At 66.4% G+C, this 19,965-nt stretch carries 15 protein-coding genes; 7 read left to right on the plus strand and 8 right to left on the minus strand.

Going from position 1 to position 19,965, the window contains the following annotated elements; all coding sequences use genetic code 11:
• Positions 1-118 precede the first annotated feature (118 nt).
• The gene (gene gbcB, locus SBP02_RS18910; RefSeq protein WP_318643941.1) at positions 119-1,222 is read right to left on the minus strand and encodes a glycine-betaine demethylase subunit GbcB; all 1,104 of its coding nucleotides are present in this window, start codon (positions 1,220-1,222) and stop codon (positions 119-121) included.
• Positions 1,223-1,590: 368 nt separating this feature from the next.
• Between gbcB and gbcA the strand changes: the two genes are divergently transcribed.
• The gene (gene gbcA / locus SBP02_RS18915) at positions 1,591-2,883 is read left to right on the plus strand and encodes a glycine-betaine demethylase subunit GbcA (RefSeq protein WP_318643942.1); all 1,293 of its coding nucleotides are present in this window, start codon (positions 1,591-1,593) and stop codon (positions 2,881-2,883) included.
• A gap of 898 nt (positions 2,884-3,781) precedes the next feature.
• Here gbcA and SBP02_RS18920 read toward each other — a convergent pair.
• The 7 genes from SBP02_RS18920 to choX all read right to left on the minus strand — a co-directional run bounded on the left by SBP02_RS18920 (position 3,782) and on the right by choX (position 11,497).
• Positions 3,782-5,461 carry a BCCT family transporter gene (locus tag SBP02_RS18920; protein ID WP_318643943.1) on the minus strand — a complete coding sequence of 560 codons (1,680 nt, stop codon included), beginning with the start codon at positions 5,459-5,461 and terminating at the stop codon, positions 3,782-3,784.
• 385 nt (positions 5,462-5,846) lie between these two features.
• Positions 5,847-7,034: a gamma-butyrobetaine dioxygenase gene (locus SBP02_RS18925; protein WP_318643944.1), complete on the minus strand. Its 1,188-nt coding sequence runs from the start codon at positions 7,032-7,034 to the stop codon at positions 5,847-5,849.
• A gap of 72 nt (positions 7,035-7,106) precedes the next feature.
• On the minus strand, positions 7,107-7,589 hold the full coding sequence (locus SBP02_RS18930) for a thioesterase family protein (RefSeq protein ID WP_318646377.1): 483 nt from the start codon (positions 7,587-7,589) through the stop codon (positions 7,107-7,109).
• 78 nt (positions 7,590-7,667) lie between these two features.
• Positions 7,668-8,450, minus strand: a complete 783-nt coding sequence (locus SBP02_RS18935; RefSeq protein ID WP_318643945.1) for an SDR family oxidoreductase — start codon at positions 8,448-8,450, stop codon at positions 7,668-7,670.
• Positions 8,451-8,521: 71 nt separating this feature from the next.
• The gene (locus SBP02_RS18940; protein WP_318643946.1) at positions 8,522-9,487 is read right to left on the minus strand and encodes an L-carnitine dehydrogenase; all 966 of its coding nucleotides are present in this window, start codon (positions 9,485-9,487) and stop codon (positions 8,522-8,524) included.
• Positions 9,488-9,577: 90 nt separating this feature from the next.
• Positions 9,578-10,465 carry a BKACE family enzyme gene (locus SBP02_RS18945; RefSeq protein ID WP_318643947.1) on the minus strand — a complete coding sequence of 296 codons (888 nt, stop codon included), beginning with the start codon at positions 10,463-10,465 and terminating at the stop codon, positions 9,578-9,580.
• 93 nt (positions 10,466-10,558) lie between these two features.
• Complete coding sequence (gene choX / locus SBP02_RS18950) at positions 10,559-11,497, minus strand: choline ABC transporter substrate-binding protein (protein WP_318643948.1); 939 nt, start codon at positions 11,495-11,497, stop codon at positions 10,559-10,561.
• 225 nt (positions 11,498-11,722) lie between these two features.
• Between choX and SBP02_RS18955 the strand changes: the two genes are divergently transcribed.
• The 6 genes from SBP02_RS18955 to etfA all read left to right on the plus strand — a co-directional run bounded on the left by SBP02_RS18955 (position 11,723) and on the right by etfA (position 19,902).
• Positions 11,723-12,670 carry a GlxA family transcriptional regulator gene (locus SBP02_RS18955; RefSeq protein WP_318643949.1) on the plus strand — a complete coding sequence of 316 codons (948 nt, stop codon included), beginning with the start codon at positions 11,723-11,725 and terminating at the stop codon, positions 12,668-12,670.
• A 224-nt stretch (positions 12,671-12,894) separates the two neighbouring features.
• Positions 12,895-13,872, plus strand: a complete 978-nt coding sequence (locus tag SBP02_RS18960; protein ID WP_318643950.1) for a dipeptidase — start codon at positions 12,895-12,897, stop codon at positions 13,870-13,872.
• A 79-nt stretch (positions 13,873-13,951) separates the two neighbouring features.
• Positions 13,952-14,482: a DUF5943 domain-containing protein gene (locus SBP02_RS18965; protein WP_318643951.1), complete on the plus strand. Its 531-nt coding sequence runs from the start codon at positions 13,952-13,954 to the stop codon at positions 14,480-14,482.
• 15 nt (positions 14,483-14,497) lie between these two features.
• The gene (gene dgcA / locus SBP02_RS18970) at positions 14,498-16,558 is read left to right on the plus strand and encodes a dimethylglycine demethylation protein DgcA (RefSeq protein ID WP_318643952.1); all 2,061 of its coding nucleotides are present in this window, start codon (positions 14,498-14,500) and stop codon (positions 16,556-16,558) included.
• Between the two features lie 159 nt (positions 16,559-16,717).
• Positions 16,718-18,679, plus strand: a complete 1,962-nt coding sequence (dgcB, locus tag SBP02_RS18975) for a dimethylglycine demethylation protein DgcB (RefSeq protein WP_318643953.1) — start codon at positions 16,718-16,720, stop codon at positions 18,677-18,679.
• Positions 18,679-19,902, plus strand: coding sequence for an electron transfer flavoprotein subunit alpha (gene etfA / locus SBP02_RS18980; protein WP_318643954.1), 1,224 nt, complete (start codon positions 18,679-18,681; stop codon positions 19,900-19,902). Before dgcB ends, etfA begins: the two co-directional genes overlap by 1 nt.
• Positions 19,903-19,965: the final 63 nt, after the last annotated feature.

Below are 19,965 nucleotides of genomic sequence, written 5' to 3' on the forward strand. Positions count from 1 at the left end.
TCATGTCCCTGTCAGGGCGCCAGGGTGGTGCCACAGAGAGCAGGACATGCATCAAGCATAGAGGCAATTGCCGGAACCGCTAGGTCCCGGCAATGCTGGGGGACAGGCTGGAGCCGGCTTAGAAGTCGATGACCACGTCACCCTGGGGCACGCTGCAGCAGGACAGGATGTAGCCTTCGGCGACGTCCTCGTCGGTGATCCCGCCGTTGTGCTCCATGGTCACGTCGCCAGCGGTCTTCATCACCTTGCAGGTGCCGCAGATGCCCATGCCGCAAGCCTTGGGAATGTGCAGGCCGAGCTTGGCGGCGGCGGCATGCACGGTCTCGCCCGGCTCGATGCGCACGCTCTTGCCGGTGCTGCTGAACTCCACCATGAGCTGCTCGGACAGCGGCACCGGTTCGGCCTCGGCGGCCTCGGCGGCCAGCTCCTTGACCTCCTCGCGCACGTCCGCCGGCGTGGCACCGAAGGATTCCTCGTGGTAGCGCGACATGTCGAAGCCGTTGGCCTCGAGCAGGCGCTTGACCGCGTGCATGTACGGCGTCGGCCCGCAGCAGAAGATTTCCCGCTCCTGGAAGTCCGGGGCGATCAATTCCAGCATCTTCTGGTTGAGATAGCCGCGGTAGCCGGCCCAGGCCTCGCCCAGACCATGCTTCTCGCAGATCACGTGCAGGCTGAAGTTGCTGATCCGCGCGGCCATGTGCTCCAGCTCGCGGTGGTAGATCACGTCCTTGGGCGTGCGCGCGCTGTGCACGAAGACCATGTCGACGTTGGCGTTGGTGTCGTAGAACCAGCGCGCCATGGACATCACCGGGGTGATGCCGACGCCGCCGCTGAGGTATAACACCTTCTCGGCGGGGAAGTCGATGGCGTTGAACAGGCCGACCGGGCCGTGCACCGGCAACTCGTCGCCTTCCTTGAGGTTGTCGTGCAGCCAGTTCGAAACCTTGCCGCCCGGCACCCGCTTGATGGTGATGGAGAAGCTGTAGGGCACCGAGGGCGAGCTGGAAATGGTGTAGGAGCGCATGATCGGCTGGCCGTCGATCTCCAGCTCCAGGGTCACGAACTGCCCGGGCTTGAAGAAGAACAGCACCGGCTGTTCGGCCATGAAGCAGAAGGTGCGCACGTCCCAGGTTTCCTGGATTACTTTGACGCAACGCACCAGGTGGCGGCCATTGCTCCAGGTCTGGGTGGTAACGGGATTGAGGAAGTCGTTCGTCGTCATGGACGTCTCTCCGCGCACGGCCGGACATCGGCCTAATATGGGGCGGATTGTGCGTAACGCCCGACCCCGCCACTTACCTGTCAGCGACATTCACATACTTATCGCGACCTGCCGCAGAACACGCGGTTTACAGCGTCGGAAACGGATGCCGCCATGTCGCCCATGGATAAGGTTAGCTCAGCGCCCCCAGACAAACTCAGCTCCAGCCGAAGCAAATGGAAAAGAGCGCACGCCCCCTGTTTTGCACGTAGCAAAACGCCATTCGGCAGGCGACAGATGAGGGGTGCCACGCCGCCTTGCGTAGCAACCGAAACAGCCACTTTATATGCGGTGGACGCACTGCGTGCCCCGCCACCGAGGAGTTACCGATGGACGTCACTTCCACTCTGAGCCTGGGCGATCCGCTGGAGCCCGCACGCAAGGCCACCGCCGAGATGCTGCAGACCCGCGAGCGCACCTTTTCGCTGCCGCAGCCGTTCTACAACGACGAACGCCTGTTCCAGATCGACATGCAGGAGATCTTCCACAAGGAATGGCTGATCGCCGGCATGACCTGCGAGATTCCGGCCAAGGGCAACTACCTGACCCTGCAGATCGGCGACAACCCGATCATCGTCATTCGCGGCGCCGAAGGCGTGGTGCATGCCTTCCACAACGTCTGCCGCCACCGCGGCTCGCGTCTGTGCACCAGCGACAAGGGCAAGGTAGCCAAGCTGGTCTGCCCCTACCACCAGTGGACCTACGAGCTCGACGGCCGCCTGCTGTTCGCCGGCACCGAGATGGGCGCCGACTTCGACATGAAGCAGTACGGCCTCAAGCCGGTGCACTGCAAGACCTCCGGCGGCTTCATCTTCATCTCCCTGGCGGACAACCCGCCGGCGATCGACGAGTTCCTCGCCGGTCTGGCTCACTACATGGAGCCCTACGACATGGAGAACGCCAAGGTCGCGGTGCAGAGCGTGATGTCCGAGAAGGCCAACTGGAAGCTGGTGCTGGAGAACAACCGCGAGTGCTACCACTGCAACGGTTCGCACCCGGAACTGCTCAACACCCTGCTGGAGTGGGACGACACCACCGACCCGCGCGCCGACCAGGCGTTCAAGGACCACGTGGCCGAGTCCGCCGCCCGGTGGGAAGCCGAAAAGATTCCTTACGCCCACGCCGGTTTCGGCCTGCGTAACCGCATCGTGCGCATGCCGCTGCTCAAGGGCACCGTGTCCATGACCATCGACGGCAAGCCGGGCTGCAACAAGCTGATGGGCCGCATCAAGGATCCGGACCTGGGCTCCATGCGCATCCTGCACCTGCCGCACTCCTGGAACCACTGCATGGGCGACCACCTGATCAACTTCACCGTGTGGCCGGTCAGCGCCCAGGAGTCGATCGTGATCACCAAGTGGCTGGTGCACAAGGATGCCGTGGAAGGCGTCGACTACGACGTCGAGCGCCTGCGCCAGGTCTGGGACGCCACCAACGACCAGGACCGTCGTCTGGGCGAAGAGAACCAGCGCGGCATCAACTCCACCGCCTACCAGCCGGGCCCCTACTCCAAGACCTACGAATTCGGCGTGGTCAACTTCATCGACTGGTACAGCGGTCAGATGCTGAAGAACCTCGGCGCCGAGCCGGCGCCCTACCTCAAAGGCGTCGCCACCGAGTAACACCGCGTGACCGGCGGGTTGGTCGCCCGCCGGAGATAGATCGCACACTGAGGCCCTGACGGGCATTTCCCAAACCTCCTGGCCTTCGGCCCGGAGGTTTTTTTTGGCATACCGCCAGCCCTGGCCCGCCACCTCGGTGTTACCCCACGCCCTGTCCGGTAACAAAATCGGGTAGGACTGCAACAGAACCGGGCATTGCCAGGTACGGCGCCCGCCAGCGACAAATCACTAAGTCATTGTTTTTTATGATATTTATTTTTCTGGCACGGCTTATGCTCTCTCTTCACGCACAAAAACAATAAAGCAAAAAGAAAAAGCGTCTCGACTCTGCCACAACAAAAACAACAGGACAGAAGAGTCGCAAACAGATTTTTTTGGAAAGCGTGTGCATTCCGGGGCCTGCCCCGCGACCAAGGCGATAAGAATAAAACTACCTCGAGGTAGCTCGCCGCTCTGGTCGGATCACCCAGTGACGAAGGCGCGGCCAGTACCCAAAAAAATACGTTTGCCCTTGATTCCATATGGGATCGGACAAGACGGCTTGGAACGCTAACAAAAACAACAAATCGTTCAATAACAAAAACAAAGCACGCATCAGTTTGAAGGGGAGCTCCGGCTCCCCTTCGTGCTTTGTGTCCCGCCTGACTGCCACGACCATCGCCCAGCCCCGAACACTGCCCCCCAACGCGCCTGCTCGGCGACCGTAAGGGCCCGACTCGTCCGCGTCCTGCTCGCCCCGTGCCCACAGGGCTACGCGGGGTACTCGACTAAAGCTATCCGCGAGTCCGAGCGCCCTCGATGCCCTGGACGAAGTCATCGCGGCCGCCCGGCCGTAACGCGGAAACGACACGGGCCGCCCAGAGGCGGCCCGTGCGATACGGCGTACAGCTGCGAGGGGTTAGACGTTATCCGCCGGTTGTCCGGCCAGGGCCGGCTCCTCAGGCACTTCGCTCGAGTCCATGACCAGCGACTTGAGCACGCCGAAGGTCATCAGCAGTATCACCACGCTGAGCGGCAGGGCGGCGGCGATATTGGCCGTCTGCAGCGCGTTGAGTCCGCCGGCGACCAGTAATACCCCGGCGACACAGCCGATCACCGAACCCCAGAAGATGCGGAACAACTTCGGCGGCTCCTGGTTGCCCAGCGACAGGATGGTGGTCAGCACCAGGGTGCCGGAGTCGGAGGAGGTGACGAACCAGCTGAGCAGCAGGAACACCAGCATGGCCGAGAGAATCCAGCCCATGGCGCCGGTACCGGCGATACCGTCGGCCGCACTGAACAGGGCCGCCGGCAGGTTCCAGGCATTGACCAGCTGGACCAGTTCGCCGCTGCCGGCGCCGCCTGCGGCATTCAGCTCCTGGTACAGCGCCGCGCCGCCGAAGATGCCCAGCCAGACGAAGATGATGAAGGTCGGTACGAACAGCACGCCGAGGACGAACTCGCGCAGGGTACGGCCACGGGAGATGCGCGCGATGAACAGGCCCACGAACGGCGCCCACGCCAGCCACCAGCCCCAGTAGAACACGGTCCAGCCGTTCTGCCAGGCCGCCGGCCCCTCTTCCTCGGGGAACCACAGGCCCATCTGCATGAAGTTGCCTAGGTAGCTGCCCACCGATTCGCCGAACATGCTCAGCAGCCAGGTGGTCGGCCCGCCGAACAGGAAGAAGGCCACCACCAGCGCGGAGATGACGATGTTCCACTCGGAGATGATCTTGATGCCGCGGCCCACGCCGGACAGCGCCGACAGGATCGAGACGATGGAGATCAGCGCGATCAGCACCAGCTGGGTGGTGGTGCCCGGGTCCACGCCGATCAGGCGCTCCAGGCCCACGGCCATCTGGCTGACGCCCAGGCCCAGGGAGGTGGCGATGCCGAACACGCAGCCGAGTACGCCGAACAGGTCGACCACATGGCCGATCGGCCCGTAGATGCGGTCGCCGATGAACGGATGCAGGGCCGAGCGCAGGGCCAGCGGCAGCTTCTTGCGGTAGGCGAAGTAGGCCAGGGCCATACCGACGATGGCGTACACCGCCCAGCCATGGAAGCCCCAGTGGAAGTAGGTCACCCGCAGGGCGTCCACCGCGCGGGCATGGTCGATGGCCGTGGCGCCGGCCATGTCGGCGTAGGGGTTGTTCGGGTAGCCGAAGGCGCCGCTGTTATCCAGGTAGAAGATCGGCTCGGCGACGCCGAAGAACAGGATGCCGATGCCGATACCGGCGGAGAACAGCATGGCGAACCAGGCGAAGTTGCTGAACTCGGGGCGGCTGTCGTCATCGCCCAGGCGCACGCCGCCGTAACGGGTGAAGACCAGCACGCAACAGACCAGGATGAAGAACACCATGGCCACCAGGTAGTACCAGCCGAATATCCCTTCGATCCAGTTGCGCGTCGCCCCGAACAGGCTGCCGGCCAGTTCCGAGTTGGTCCCGGCGAAGAGGACGAAGGCCAGGACCATGACTGCCGAGACAATGGTCATGCCCTTGTGCATGCCCTTGAAGAGGCCTGCCTGACACAGCAGCTCCTCCTTGAATACGGTCGTGCCAGGGGCACGTCCGGGTTGCTCTTTCACTGTCGACATCGTGTTGTTCTCCCACGTGAAGCTGAGCTAATTGTTGTAATTATCCGTGTGTCGCACTTCTTCAAACTAATGAAGAAACTTCCCGTCCTGACGCTGCTGCGCCAGGGACTCACTTCGTGCTCCTCCGTCGCTGGATTCCCGGCACACCGGGCGCCGGGCGGGTTGAACGTGGCGAGGCCGCCAACACGCGGATGGCGGGCCGCTGCAAGTGCGCGAGCGCCTTCGGCCTGCCGCTGACTACACCTCTCGCGGCGCCCCGGCGATCGCTCCGTTACTGCGCAATAACGATACGAACTGCATTGTTATGAAGATGAAAAATCATTAGAAGCAATATAAAGGCGGCCTTTGACCCCGTTTTGCTTATCCCGCTGCCCGGCCGCCCGCCCTAGCGCTGCAACACATGGATGCGCGACAGCAACTCGTCGCGGTCGACATAGCAGCCCTTGAAGTGCCGCGCGCCGCTGGCCGGGTCGAATTCGGTGCGCGCATGCAGGGTGCGGCGGTTGTCGAAGCACCACAGCTGTCCCGCCTCCAACCGGCGCTGCACCCGGAAGCGCGGCTCGCGGGTCATGCCGATGAAGCGCCGGTAGGCGCTGTAGAACGCCGGCATGCGCTCGGCCGGGGCATCGAAGGGGCCGCGCAGGAAGTTGCCCATGCGGATCTCGCTGACCGCCCCATGGGCATCCAGGGCGATGATCGGCGCCAGGCAACGGTAGTCGCTGTTGCGGCTCTTGTTGCGGAACTCCACCGGGGTCTCGCAGAGGAGATGGAACAGCTCCGGCGTCTCTTGATGCAGCGCCTCGGCGATGGCGAAGCCGTCGACGAACACGCTCTCGCCCCCCGTCGCCTCGTTGACCAGGCAGTGCAGGAACTGCAGCCCCGGCTGCAGCTCGCGGGTCGGCAGGTCGGTGTGCAACGGCAGGTTGAAGGCGGTGTAGGCGTTGCTGTCGGCATCGGCCTTGGACTGCACGTCGAACAGCACGCCGAAGTTGCTCTCGCGGATAAAGGAGATGCGCTTGGCCAGCCTCGGCAGGACGTCCTCGCGGGTCGGCACGTCGCGCAACTGGGTCAGGCCGATGTCGCGCACCGCCAGCAGCCAGTGCAGCAGGGCATCGTCCTGCTCCATCACCGCCTGGTAGTCGAACTGCGGCAGCTGCTCGCCCAGCTCGGCGCCCCACAGGCGACTCTGCGGGCGCTGCGCGCGGCGCTCGGCACGGGAGGCCTCGTCATAGGCATGGGCGCGCAGCCAGCCGGGGTGATAGCGGCTGCGATGGCCGTCCTGCCAATCGATCAGCAGATGGCCCTGCTCGTCGATGCGGGTGCGCTGCGGGTGCAGCTCCTCCGGCACGTCGACGATCTCGAACAGCTGCTCGCGGGTCACCCCGTACACGCACTGGTTGCAGGCGCAGTTGTCGCGCAGCCACTGATGGTGGAAGAGGCTGATCCGGCCGTCGCGCCACAGCGTATCCAGCGCCTGCTCCCGGGGTTTGACGTCGACCAGGTCGGCGACGATGGGGTAGGTGCGCCAATCGGCGATGAGCGAGGCTTCGAGCGAGGGGTCCACGGCGTTCATAGCGATCTCCTGGCGGGGACTTGCGGTTATTGTTGTGTTCACGCCCATTAGCGATAGCGGGGCCTGGGCGGCCTAGGCCCGGGCCGGCGGCAGGCCGATCACCCGGCCGACACAGGCCGGAGCCGGCAGTTCGCGGTGGGCCTCGCCCAGGGCCAGCACACGGGGCAGCACCTGCGCGTCGAACGGTGCCGAGCGCGACGTGGCGCTGTCGATGTTCATCAGCATCTGCTCGCTCTCGGCCAGGGCCGCGGCGGCGCCCGGCCGGTACAGGCCGTGGTGCACATGCAGGCGCTTGGCGTCGTGGGCCAGCAGCTGGGTGCGCACCTCCACCGCCTCGCCCAGCTTGACCTCGTCGAGGTAATTCAGGTGGCACTCCAGGGTGTACAGGGTGTGCCCGCTGCGCGCCCGCCCGGCCTCGTCCAGGCCGAGGTGATCCATCAGCGCGTCGGTGGCATAGCTGAAGATCAGCAGGTAGAAGGCGTCGCGCAGGTGGCCGTTGTAGTCCACCCACTCGGGCAGGATCTCGGTGCGGTAGCTGGTCAGGGGTTGGGCCATGGTCATCTCTGGGTTCCCGAAACGTTCGCGCGACGCAAGGCGATTGCGCGCACTGGAGCAAAAGGTCCGGCCGCCGCCCTAGGCATTGGCCAGTGTATGGGTGTCGCCGTCGACGCTCAGCGCCTGGCCGCTGATCCTGGCCCCGGCCCTGGAGGCGAGGAACAGGATCATCGCGGCGATGTCCTCGGGGTCGATAAAGGTCTTCAGCGAGCACTGGCCGAGGTAGGCGGCGCGCACCGCCTCCTCGCTCTTGCCGCTGGCCCTGGCCTCCCGCGCGATCACCCCGTCCATGCGCGCGCCGCTGATCGAGCCCGGGCAGATGGCGTTGACCCGGATGCCGTACTCGCCCACCTCCATGGCCAGCGACTTCGACAGGCCGGTGACCGCCCACTTCGCCGCCGCATAGGGCGTGCGCAGGGGATAGCCCATGATCCCGGCGGTGGAGGAGATGTTGACGATCGCGCCGCTGCGGGCCGCCTTCATCGGCCCCAGGGCCTGCTTGCAGCAGTAGTAGGTGGAGTGCAGGTTGACGTCGAAGGTGGCCCGCCAGGCCTGGCTGTCGAGCTCCTCCAGGTGTCCGGCCGGGCCGGCGATGCCGGCGTTGTTGACCAGTACGTCGAGGCCGCCGAGCTGCGCCTGGGCCTCGGCGAACCAGCGCTCGACTTGGCGCTCATCGCCGACATCGACCAGGGCGCCGGCGAGCGCCGGTTGCTCGCCGAGCAGGGCATCCAGGGCCCGCGTATCGACGTCGCAGATGTGCACCCGGGCGCCGGCGGCGAGAAAGGCCAGGGCCGTGGCCCGGCCTATGCCCGAGGCACCGGCGCTGATCATCACGCGCTGACCGTGCAGATCTGGATACATGCCGCCTCCCGCTGAATGTGGGTCCGCATACCGGGCCGGCCCGGCACCCTGCCGGGCGAGCCCGTGGGTGACTAGTCGGCGAAACCGAAGCCGTGCTTGGCCTTGGTCGCCTTGATCGCGTCCATCACCGCCATCAGGCAGTCGTCGCGGTAGCGCTCCAGCTCGGCGATGCTGCGCTCGCCCTGCTGCACCGCGGTGCCTTCGACCACGCTGTCGATCAGCCCCTCGGTCAGCTCCGGCGCCTCCAGGTAGGTCCAGGGCAGCTTCAGCGCCGGGCCGAACTGGGACATGAAGTGGCGCATGCCGGCATCGCCGCCGGCCAGGGTGTAGGTCAGGAAGCTGCCCATGAACGACCAGCGCAGGCCGGCGCCGAAGCGGATGGCGTCGTCGATCTCGCCGGTGGTGGCCACGCCGTCGTTGACCAGGTGCAGCGACTCGCGCCACAGCGCCTCGAGCAGGCGGTCGGCGATAAAGCCGGGGACTTCCTTGCGCACGTGCAGCGGGCGCATGCCCAGCGATGCGTAGACCCGGATCGCGGCCTGCACGGCCTCGGCCGAGGTCTTCTCGCCGCCGACCACCTCCACCAGCGGCAGCAGGTAGACCGGGTTGAACGGGTGGCCGACCACGCAACGCTCGGGGTGTACGGCACCTTCGTAGAACTCGCTGGGCAGCAAGCCCGAGGTGCTCGAGCCGATCAGCACGTTCGGCCGCGCGGCGGCGCTGATCTTGGCATGCAGCTCGCACTTGAGCTCGAGGCGCTCCGGCGCGCTCTCCTGGATGAAGTCGGCGTTCTTCACGCACTCCTCGATGGTGGCGACGAAGCGCAGCCGTTCCGGCGCGGCGCCGGGCGCCAGGCCCTGCTGCTTGAGGGCCGGCCAGGCGTTGGCGATACGCGCGCGCAGCGCCTGCTCGGCGCCGGGCGCCGGGTCCCAGGCCACCACGTCGAGGCCGTGAGCCAGGGCGCGGGCGATCCAGCCGGCGCCGATCACGCCGGTGCCGAGGGCGGCGAAGGTTTTCAGTTCGGTGACGAAGGCCATGATGATTCCTGCATGTGGCCCGGAGCAGGTCCGGGCGGGTCGTTCGGTCCGGCCCGGAGGTACTCCGGGCCGTTGCTTGAGAGGCGTGACTCAGCCGCGCGGCTTGAGGCCTATCTTGGCCCGGCCCTCGGCCGGGGTCAGGGCACGGCCGCCGAGGCGCTGGATGATCTCGATGGCGCGCTCGACCAGCTGGCCGTTGGTGGCGTAGACGCCCTTGTCCAGCCAGATGTTGTCTTCCAGGCCGACCCGTACGTGGCCGCCCAGCAGCATGGCCTGGGCGACCATCGGCATCTGCATGCGGCCGATGCCGAAGCCGGCCCAGTTGGCGCCTGCCGGCAGGTTGTCGACCATGGCCTTCATGCTGGTGGTGTCGGCTGGCGCGCCCCAGGGGATACCCAGGCACAGCTGGAACAGCGGGTCCTCCAGCAGGCCTTCCTTGAGCATCTGCTTGGCGAACCACAGGTGGCCGGTGTCGAAGATCTCCAGCTCGGCCTTCACCCCCAGCTCGGTGATGCGCTTGGCGCCGGCGCGCAGCTGGGCCGGGGTGGACACGTAGATGTAATCGCCGTCGCCGAAGTTCAGGGTGCCGCAGTCCAGGGTGCAGATCTCCGGACGCAGGGCCTCGATGTGGGCCAGGCGGGTCAGCGGGCCGACCAGGTCGGTGCCGGCGCCGAATTCCATCGGCTGCTCGCCCGGACCGATCTCCAGGTCGCCGCCCATGCCGGCGGTGAGGTTGATGATCACGTCGGTGTCGCTCTCGCGGATGCGCTCGACCACCTCGCGGTACAGCTCGACGTCGCGGCTCGGTTTGCCGGTCTTGGGGTCGCGCACATGGCAGTGGGCCACGGTGGCGCCGGCCCTGGCCGCCTCGATGGCGGCGTCGGCGATCTGCTTGGGGGTGACCGGGATGGCCGGGTGCTTGCCGACGGTGTCGCCGGCGCCGGTGACCGCACAGGTGACGATAACTTCGTAATTCATGGGGTTGGCATCCTTATTCGGGGCGAGTGGGGGCCGTACGCCCGGCGGGCGCACGGCACGGCGATTGTTCAGGAAGGTGGGCGCGAGCCCGTTTTACTCGAGTGCGGACTGCACGGCGGCGAGACCGTCCTGGCCATCGAAGGTGGTCACGCCGGCCAGCAGCCGGCTGAGCTCCTGCGGATTGTCCTTGAGCCATTTGCGCGCCACGGCCTTGGCATCCTCGCGGGCCATGATCGGCTCCATCAGCTGGCTCTCCTGGGCGGCGCTGAAGGTCAGGTTCTCCAGCAGGCGGCCGGCGTTGGGGCAGCGCTGCGGGTAGTCCGGGGCGACCACTGTCCACACCGTGGCCAGGCCCTCGTCGGCGCCGAACACGTCTTCGCTGCCGGTCAGGTAGGTCAGGTCCAGCTTGATGTTCATCGGGTGCGGCTTCCAGCCGAAGAACACCACCGGCTTGTTGTTCTTCACCGCCCGGCTGACCGCGGCGAGCATGGCCGCCTCGCTGGACTCGACCAGCTTGAAGCCGCCGAGGCCGAACTGATCGGTGTCGATCATCTTCTGGATGGTGGTGTTGGCGCCGGTGCCCGGGTCGATGCCGTAGATCTTGCCGTCCAGCTGCTCGCGGAACTTGGCGATGTCGGCATAGGTTTTCAGCCCCGCCTCGGCCAGGTAGGTCGGCACCGCCAGGCTGGAGATGCCGTCGGCCAGGCCCGGCTCGGCGAGCACCTTGACCTCGCCCTTGGCCAGGAACGGCTTGATGTTGTCGTCCATCAGCGGCTTCCAGTAGCCGAGGAAGAAGTCCACCTGCTGCTTGCCGATGCCGGAGAAGATGATCTGCTGCGAGGCTTGGGTCTGGGTGGTCTGATAACCCAGCTCCTCCAGCAGGGTTGCCGCCACGGCGGTGGTGGCCACCACGTCGGTCCAGCCGACCAGGCCGATGCGCGCCTTCTGGCAGCTGGCATCCTCGGCCGCCAGCAGCGACGAACTGAACAGGGTGACCAGGCAGCAGCCGGCGATTCGCTTGAGACCTTTCATTGTTGCGCCCTCATATGAGCTTTACGGTTTGTCCTTGTTCTTATGCACAAGCCCTGCGGCTTAGTCCCGTGCCGGGCAGTCGAGACCCGATGGCGTCACAGTACGCAGCCGCATACGGGGGAAATCGCACTAAAACGACCACCTGTTGAACCAAAGCGACGATCTTTATTGCACAGGCTGACGCATTGGCATTTAGTTGATCCCCTGCCTCGGCGAGACGCATTCATGCCCCAGACGTTCTGGTTCCTCCTGCTACCCGGCTTCTCCATGATGGGCCTGATGTCGGCCATCGAGCCGCTGCGGGTGGCCAACCGCTTCACCCCCACGCCCTACCGCTGGCGCCTGCTCAGCCCGGACGGCGAGGCGGTGCAGAGCAGCAATGGCATGTCGCTCAATGTCGACGGCGCCCTGGCGGTGCCCGGTGGCAGCGACAACCTGTTCGTGGTGGCCGGCTTCGACCCGCTGGCGCACTGCGACGCGCGCCTGATCGCCTGGCTACGCCGCGCCGACCACAGCGCGGCGCTGCTCGGCGGCATCGACACCGGCAGTTTCGTCCTGGCCGAGGCCCGGCTGTTCGAACAGCAGCGCCTGACCCTGCACTGGGAGGCGATCGAGGCCTTCAAGGAACGCTACCCGCGCCTGGCGGTGACCCAGGAGCTGTTCGAGATCGACGGCCGGCGCATCACCAGCGCCGGCGGCACCGCGACCCTAGACCTGATGCTCTCGCTGATCGGCCGCGACCACGGCGAGGAACTGGCCCTGCAGGTGTCCGAACAGTTCGTCCTGGGCCGCATCCGCACCCGTCAGGACCACCAGCGCATGCAGATCGCCAGCCGCTACGACCTGCACAACAAGAAGCTGGTGCAGGTGATCGGCGAGATGGAGCGCAACAGCGAACACCCCCTCGGCTCCCAGGCCCTGGCCGAGCTGGTCAACATCACCCCGCGCCAGCTCGAACGGCTGTTCCGCAAGCACCTGAACGAGACGCCCTCGACCTTCTACCTCAACCTGCGCCTGGACAAGGCCCGCCAGCTGCTGCGCCAGACCGACCTCAGCGTGCTGGAGGTCGGCCTGGCCTGCGGCTTCGAGTCGTCCTCCTACTTCTCGCGCTGCTACCGCGCGCGCTTCGCCAGCTGCCCCAGCCAGGATCGCCACGAGCATCCGCCGGCCTGAGCGCCCGCCCCGCCGGGAAAAAGGCCCCGGGCCAGCAGTCACGCGGGCTTCAGGCGACCCGCCGGCGGGACCGGGGCGCGGCCTTATCCGATCACGACAGGGCATTGACGCTTTCGGCAATACCCCAGTCGTTTTTGCATCGGGTCCCCCCGCCCCCAAGGAATATGCTGCCCCCAAAGCGCCAACAGCGGGTTTGGCGTCACGAACCAGAAGGGGACAGCCTGATGAGCCCAACCGAATTGCACGCCGACAGCATCGTCATCGACGGTCTGATCATCGCCAAGTGGAACCGCGAACTGTTCGAAGACATGCGCAAAGGCGGCCTGACCGCGGCCAACTGCACCGTATCGGTCTGGGAGGGCTTCCAAGCCACCGTCAACAGCATCGCCGCCAGCAACAAGCTGATCCGCGAGAACAGCGACCTGGTGGTCCCGGTGCGCACCACCGCCGACATCCATGCGGCCAAGGCCCAGGGCAAGACCGGCATCATCTACGGCTTCCAGAACGCCCACGCCTTCGAGGACCAGATCGGCTACGTCGAGGTGTTCAAGCAACTCGGCGTGGGCATCGTGCAGATGTGCTACAACACCCAGAACCTGATCGGCACCGGTTGCTACGAGCGCGACGGCGGCCTGTCCGGCTTCGGCCGTGAGATCGTCGCCGAGATGAACCGCGTCGGCATCATGTGCGACCTGTCCCACGTCGGTTCGAAGACCTCCGAGGAAGTCATCCTCGAGTCGCAGAAGCCGGTGTGCTACTCCCACTGCCTGCCGTCCGGCCTGAAAGAACACCCGCGCAACAAGTCCGACGAGGAACTGAAGTTCATCGCCGACCACGGCGGCTTCATCGGCGTGACCATGTTCGCGCCCTTCCTGAAGAACGGCATCGACTCGACCATCGACGACTACGCCGAGGCCATCGAGTACGTGATGAACATCGCCGGCGAGGATGCCATCGGCATCGGCACCGACTTCACCCAGGGCCACGGCAAGGAATTCTTCGAGTACCTGACCCACGACAAGGGCTACGCCCGCCGCCTGACCAACTTCGGCAAGATCGTCAACCCGCTGGGCATTCGCACCGTCGGCGAGTTCCCCAACCTGACCGAAACCCTGCTCAAGCGCGGCATGCCCGAGCGCACCGTGCGCAAGGTCATGGGCGAGAACTGGGTCCGCGTACTCAAGGACGTCTGGGGCGAGTAAGCCCTCCCCTACTACTTACCGCAGCCCTCTCCCCCAACGGGAGAGGGGCTAGACCACCGAATTCCGGAGTTTGAAGATCATGGCAAAACACGCCCCCGAAATGCCCATCGAAGTCGACAGCGAAACCGGCGTCTGGACCACCGACGCCCTGCCGATGCTCTACGTACCGCGGCATTTCTTCGTCAACAACCACATCGGCATCGAGGAAGTCCTCGGCGCCGAGGCCTATGCCGACATCCTCTACAAGGCCGGCTACAAGTCCGCCTGGCACTGGTGCGAGAAGGAAGCCGAATGCCATGGCCTGTCCGGCGTGGCGGTGTTCGAGCACTACATGAAGCGCCTGTCGCAGCGCGGCTGGGGCCTGTTCAAGATCCAGTCGATCGACCTCGACAAGGGCACCTGCGAGGTGCGCCTGGATCACTCCGCCTTCGTCTACGTGTACGGCAAGTGCGGCCGCAAGGTCGACTACATGTTCACCGGCTGGTTCGCCGGCGCCATGGACCAGATTCTGCAGGCCCAGGGCAGCAGCATCCGCACCCAAGCCGAGCAGGTCTACGGCGCTTCGGAAGAAGGCCACGACCACGGTCTCTTTGTCGTCAAGCCGCTCTAAGTCGAGGAACGAGTCATGGCCTTCGAAGCAATGTTCCAGCCGATCCAGATCGGCAAACTGACCATCCGTAACCGCGTGCTGTCCACCGCCCACGCCGAGGTCTACGCGACCGACGGCGGCATGACCACCGAGCGTTACGTCAAGTACTACGAAGAGAAGGCCAAGGGCGGCATCGGCCTGGCCATCTGCGGCGGCTCCTCGGTGGTGGCCATCGACAGCCCGCAGGAGTGGTGGAGCTCGGTGAACCTGTCCACCGACCGCATCATCCCGCACTTCCAGAACCTGGCCGACGCCATGCACAAGCATGGCGCCAAGATCATGATCCAGATTACCCACATGGGCCGTCGCTCGCGCTGGGACGGCTTCAACTGGCCGACCCTGATGTCGCCGTCCGGCATCCGCGAACCGGTGCACCGCGCCACCTGCAAGACCATCGAGGTCGAGGAGATCTGGCGGGTGATCGGCAACTACGCCCAGGCCGCGCGCCGCGCGAAGGAAGGCGGCCTGGACGGCATCGAGCTGTCGGCCGTGCACCAGCACATGATCGACCAGTTCTGGTCGCCGCGCGTCAACAAGCGTACCGACGAGTGGGGCGGCACCTTCGAGGGCCGCATGAAGTTCGGCCTGGAAGTGCTCAAGGCCGTGCGCAAGGAAGTCGGCGACGACTTCTGCGTGGGCATGCGCATCTGCGGTGACGAGTTCCACCCGGACGGCCTGTCCCACGAGGACATGAAGCAGATCGCCAAGTACTACGACGACACCGGCATGCTCGACTTCATCGGCGTGGTCGGTTCGGGTTGCGACACCCACAACACCCTGGCCAACGTCATCCCGAACATGAGCTTCCCGCCGGAGCCCTTCCTCCATCTGGCGGCCGGCATCAAGGAAGTGGTCAAGGTCCCGGTGCTGCACGCGCAGAACATCAAGGACCCGAACCAGGCCACGCGCATCCTGGAAGGCGGCTATGTCGACATGGTCGGCATGACCCGCGCGCACATCGCCGACCCGCACCTGATCGCCAAGATCAAGATGGGCCAGGTCGACCAGATCAAGCAGTGCGTCGGCGCCAACTACTGCATCGACCGCCAGTACCAGGGTCTGGACGTGCTGTGCATCCAGAACGCCGCGACCTCCCGTGAGTACATGGGCCTGCCGCACATCATCGAGAAGACCACCGGCGTCAAGCGCAAGGTGGTGGTGGTCGGCGGTGGCCCGGCCGGCATGGAGGCGGCCCGCGTCGCCGCCGAGCGTGGTCACGACGTCACCCTGTTCGAGAAGAAGGACCAGCTCGGCGGACAGATCACCACCGCCGCCAAGGCGCCGCAGCGCGACCAGATCGCCGGCATCACCCGCTGGTACCAGCTGGAGCTGGCCCGTCTGAACATCGACCTGCGCCTGGGCACCGGCGCCGACCCCGAGTCCATCATGGACCTGCGCCCGGATGTGGTGGTGCTGGCCAACGGCGGCCATCCGTTCCTCGAGCAGAACGAGCACTGGGGCGCCGCAGAAGGCCTGGTGGTCAGCAGCTGGGACATCCTCGACGGCAAGGTCGCCCCGGGCAAGAACGTGCTGGTGTACGACACCATCTGCGAGTTCGGCGGCATGTCGGCGGCGGACTTCCTCGCCGACAAGGGCAGCCAGGTGGAGATCGTCACCGACGACATCAAGCCGGGCGTGGCCATGGGCGGCACCTCCTTCCCCACGGCCTACCGCAGCGTGTACCCCAAGGAAGTGATCATGACCGGCGACATGATGCTGGAAAAGGTCTACCGCGAGGGCGACAAGCTGGTGGCGGTGCTGGAGAACGAATACACCGGCGCCAAGGAAGAGCGGGTGGTCGACCAGGTGGTGGTGGAGAACGGCGTGCGTCCGGACGAGACCCTCTACTACGCGCTGAAGGAAGGCTCGCGCAACAAGGGCCAGATCGATGTCGAGGCGCTGTTCGCGATCAAGCCGCAGCCTTGCCTGTCGGAAGCCGGCGACGGCTACCTGCTGTTCCGCATCGGCGACTGCGTGGCCCAGCGCAACACCCACGCGGCGATCTACGACGCCCTGCGTCTGTGCAAGGACTTCTAAAGCGGAAGTCGCTCCGTCGGGTGGGTTGGCCGCAGGCCAACCCACCACGATGCCGTCAGGCATCACCGTAACGCCGATCGATGGGTTGCGCCGCTACGCGGCCAGCCCATCCTACGGGCTCTGCGCTGATTTCTCGGTCCCTGCTGAGGAGACCCGATGATGTTGAACACCCTTCTCCCCATTCTGCTGTTCGCCGCCCTGGCGCTGGCCGTGCTCGGCGCCGCCAAGCGCTTCCTGATGTGGCGCCGCGGCAAGCCGGCCCAGGTCGACTGGATCGGCGGCCTGCTGGCCATGCCGCGCCGCTACCTGGTCGACCTGCACCACGTGGTCGAGCGCGACAAGTACATGTCCAAGACCCACGTGGCCACCGCCGGCGGCTTCGTCCTGGCCGCCGTGCTGGCGATCCTGGTGCACGGTTTCGGCCTGCACAACCGGATTCTCGGCTTCGCCCTGCTGGCCGCCACGGTGCTGATGTTCGTCGGTGCGCTGTTCGTCGCCAAGCGTCGCAAGAATCCCCCGGCGCGCCTGTCCAAGGGCCCATGGAACCGCCTGCCGAAGAGCCTGCTGATGTTCTCGGTGAGCTTCTTCATCGCCACCCTGCCGGTGGCCGGCATCCTCCCGGCCGACTTCGGCGGCTGGGTCCTCGCCGTGATTCTCGCGGTCGGCGTGGCCTGGGGCGTGTCCGAGCTGTTCTTCGGCATGACCTGGGGCGGGCCGATGAAGCACGCATTCGCCGGCGCCCTGCACCTGGCCTGGCACCGCCGCGCCGAGCGCTTCGGCGGCGGCCGTTCGAGCGGCCTCAAGGCGCTGAACCTGGACGACGTGTCCGCGCCTCTGGGCGTGGAGAAACCCACCGACTTCACCTGGAACCAGCTGCTCGGTTTCGACGCCTGCGTGCAGTGCGGCAAGTGCGAGGCCATGTGCCCGGCCTTCGCCGCCGGCCAGCCGCTGAACCCGAAGAAGCTGATCCAGGACATGGTCATCGGCCTGGCCGGCGGCAACGACGCCAAGTTCGCCGGCAGCCCCTACCCGGGCATCCCGCTGGGTGAGCACGGCGGCGGTCCGCACCAGCCGATCGTGGTCCAGGGCGGCAAGGGCCTGGTGGAGGCCGACACCCTGTGGTCCTGCACCACCTGCCGGGCCTGCGTCGAGGAGTGCCCGATGATGATCGAGCACGTCGACGCCATCGTCGACATGCGCCGCCACCTGACCCTGGAGAAGGGCGCGACCCCGAACAAGGGCGCCGAGGTGCTGGACAACCTGATCGCCACCGACAACCCCGGCGGCTTCGCCCCGGGCGGCCGCCTGAACTGGGCGGCGGACCTCAACCTGGCACTGATGAGCGAGAAGAAGGAAGCCGAGGTGCTGTTCTGGGTCGGTGATGGCGCCTTCGACATGCGCAACCAGCGCACTCTGCGCGCCTTCGTCAAGGTGCTCAAGGCCGCCGACGTCGACTTCGCCGTGCTCGGCCTGGAAGAGCGCGACAGCGGCGACGTGGCCCGCCGCCTGGGCGACGAGGCGACCTTCCAGACCCTGGCCAAGCGCAACATCGCCACCATGAGCCAGTACCGCTTCAAGAAGATCGTCACCTGCGACCCACACAGCTTCCACGTGTTGAAGAACGAGTACGGCGCCCTCGGCGGCCATTACGAAGTCCTGCACCACAGCACCTACATGGAAGAGCTGATCAGCGGGCAGAAACTCAGCCTCGGCCAGCACAAGGGCGGCAGCGTCACCTACCACGACCCCTGCTACCTGGGCCGCTACAACGGCGAGTACGAGGCGCCGCGCAGCGTACTCAAGGCCATCGGCATCGAGGTCAAGGAAATGGAACGCTCCGGCTTCCGCTCGCGTTGCTGCGGCGGCGGCGGCGGCGCGCCGATCACCGACATCCCCGGCAAGCAGCGGATTCCCGACATGCGCATGGTCGACATCAAGGAAACCGGCGCCGAACTGGTCGCCGTGGGCTGCCCGCAGTGCACCGCGATGCTCGAAGGCGTGGTCGCGCCGCGCCCGGAGATCAAGGACATCGCCGAACTGGTCGCCGACGTGCTGCTGGAGGCCCCCGCCCCGGCGAAGAAGCCGGCGCCCACCAAGCCTGAAGCCCTGGAGGTGCACTGATGAGCGACATTATCCGCCGCGATCCCCGCGCCGAATGGATCGCCCGCAACCGCCTGCACCCGCTGCACGCGGCCATGCAGGTGGCGCAGACCAGCTGGATGGGACCCAACGGCGTCATCCGCAAAAATCCGCATGCCATTGGCTTTATCGGCCCCAACGGCATCAAGCGCATCGACCGCTCCGGCGCCCAGCAGGGCGGCGGCCAGAAGCGCACGGCGGCCGCGGCCGCCGTGCAGCTGCCGTTGCACCTGGTCGAGCAGCCGGCGTTCTACATCGCCGTGGTCCCGGACATGGTCGGCGGCCGCCTGTCGGCCCACGACAAGGACCTGCTCGGCCTGGCCCACAAGCTGGCCGCCGACGGCGGTGCGGTGCTGGCCGTGGTGTTCGGCGAGCATAAGGAGAGCGCCTTCGACACCGCCGGCGTCGACCGCCTGCTGCAGATCGACGGCGAGGCCTTCGACGGCTACGCCCCGGAACAGCGCGTGCTGGCCCTCAGCGCCGTGGAAAGCCAGCTGGCGCCGCGCCACTGGCTGCTGCCCGACAGCCGCACCGGTGGCGGCGAGCTGGGTCGGCGCCTGGCCGCCAAGCTCGGCGAGCGTCCGGCCACGCGGGTCTGGCAGGTTGCCGACGGCCAGTGCATCGGCCGCGCCGGTGCCGGCCAGCAGGACCTGGCCCGCAAGGCCCCGCGGCTGATCCTGGCCGCCGCCGAATGTGCCGAGCCGGTCGGCGACACCCGCCACGAGGTGCGCCCGCTGGCGCTGGAAAGCCAGATCGCCCACAGCCTGCCGCGCATCGAGGACCTCGGCGCGGTGGCCGTGGACCCGGCCCTGATCCCCATGGCCGAGGCCGAGTTCATCCTCTCCGGCGGCAACGGGGTCAAGGACTGGCAGCAGTTCCACCAGGCCGCCCAGATCCTCGGCGCCACCGAGGGCGCCTCGCGGGTGGCGGTGGACGACGGCTTCATGCCGCGCGACCGCCAGGTCGGCGCCACCGGCACCTGGGTCACCGCACGGGTCTACCTGGCGGTCGGCATCTCCGGCGCCATCCAGCACCTGCAGGGCATCGGCGCCTGCGACAAGGTGGTGGCGGTGAACATGGACCCGGGCTGCGACATGATCAAGCGTGCCGACCTGTCGGTGATCGGCGACTCGGCGCAGATTCTCCAGGCACTGATGGACAAGGTCAGCGCCTATCGCCAGGGAGGTGCCCGTGATGCGGCCTGATGCTCTCGGCGCCCGGATCGCTTCCGGGCCGTTCGCAACTTTTTCCCGGATGCATTCCGGGCT

It is taken from the genome of Pseudomonas benzenivorans, from assembly GCF_033547155.1.
Classification (GTDB): Bacteria; Pseudomonadota; Gammaproteobacteria; order Pseudomonadales; family Pseudomonadaceae; genus Aquipseudomonas; species Aquipseudomonas benzenivorans_B.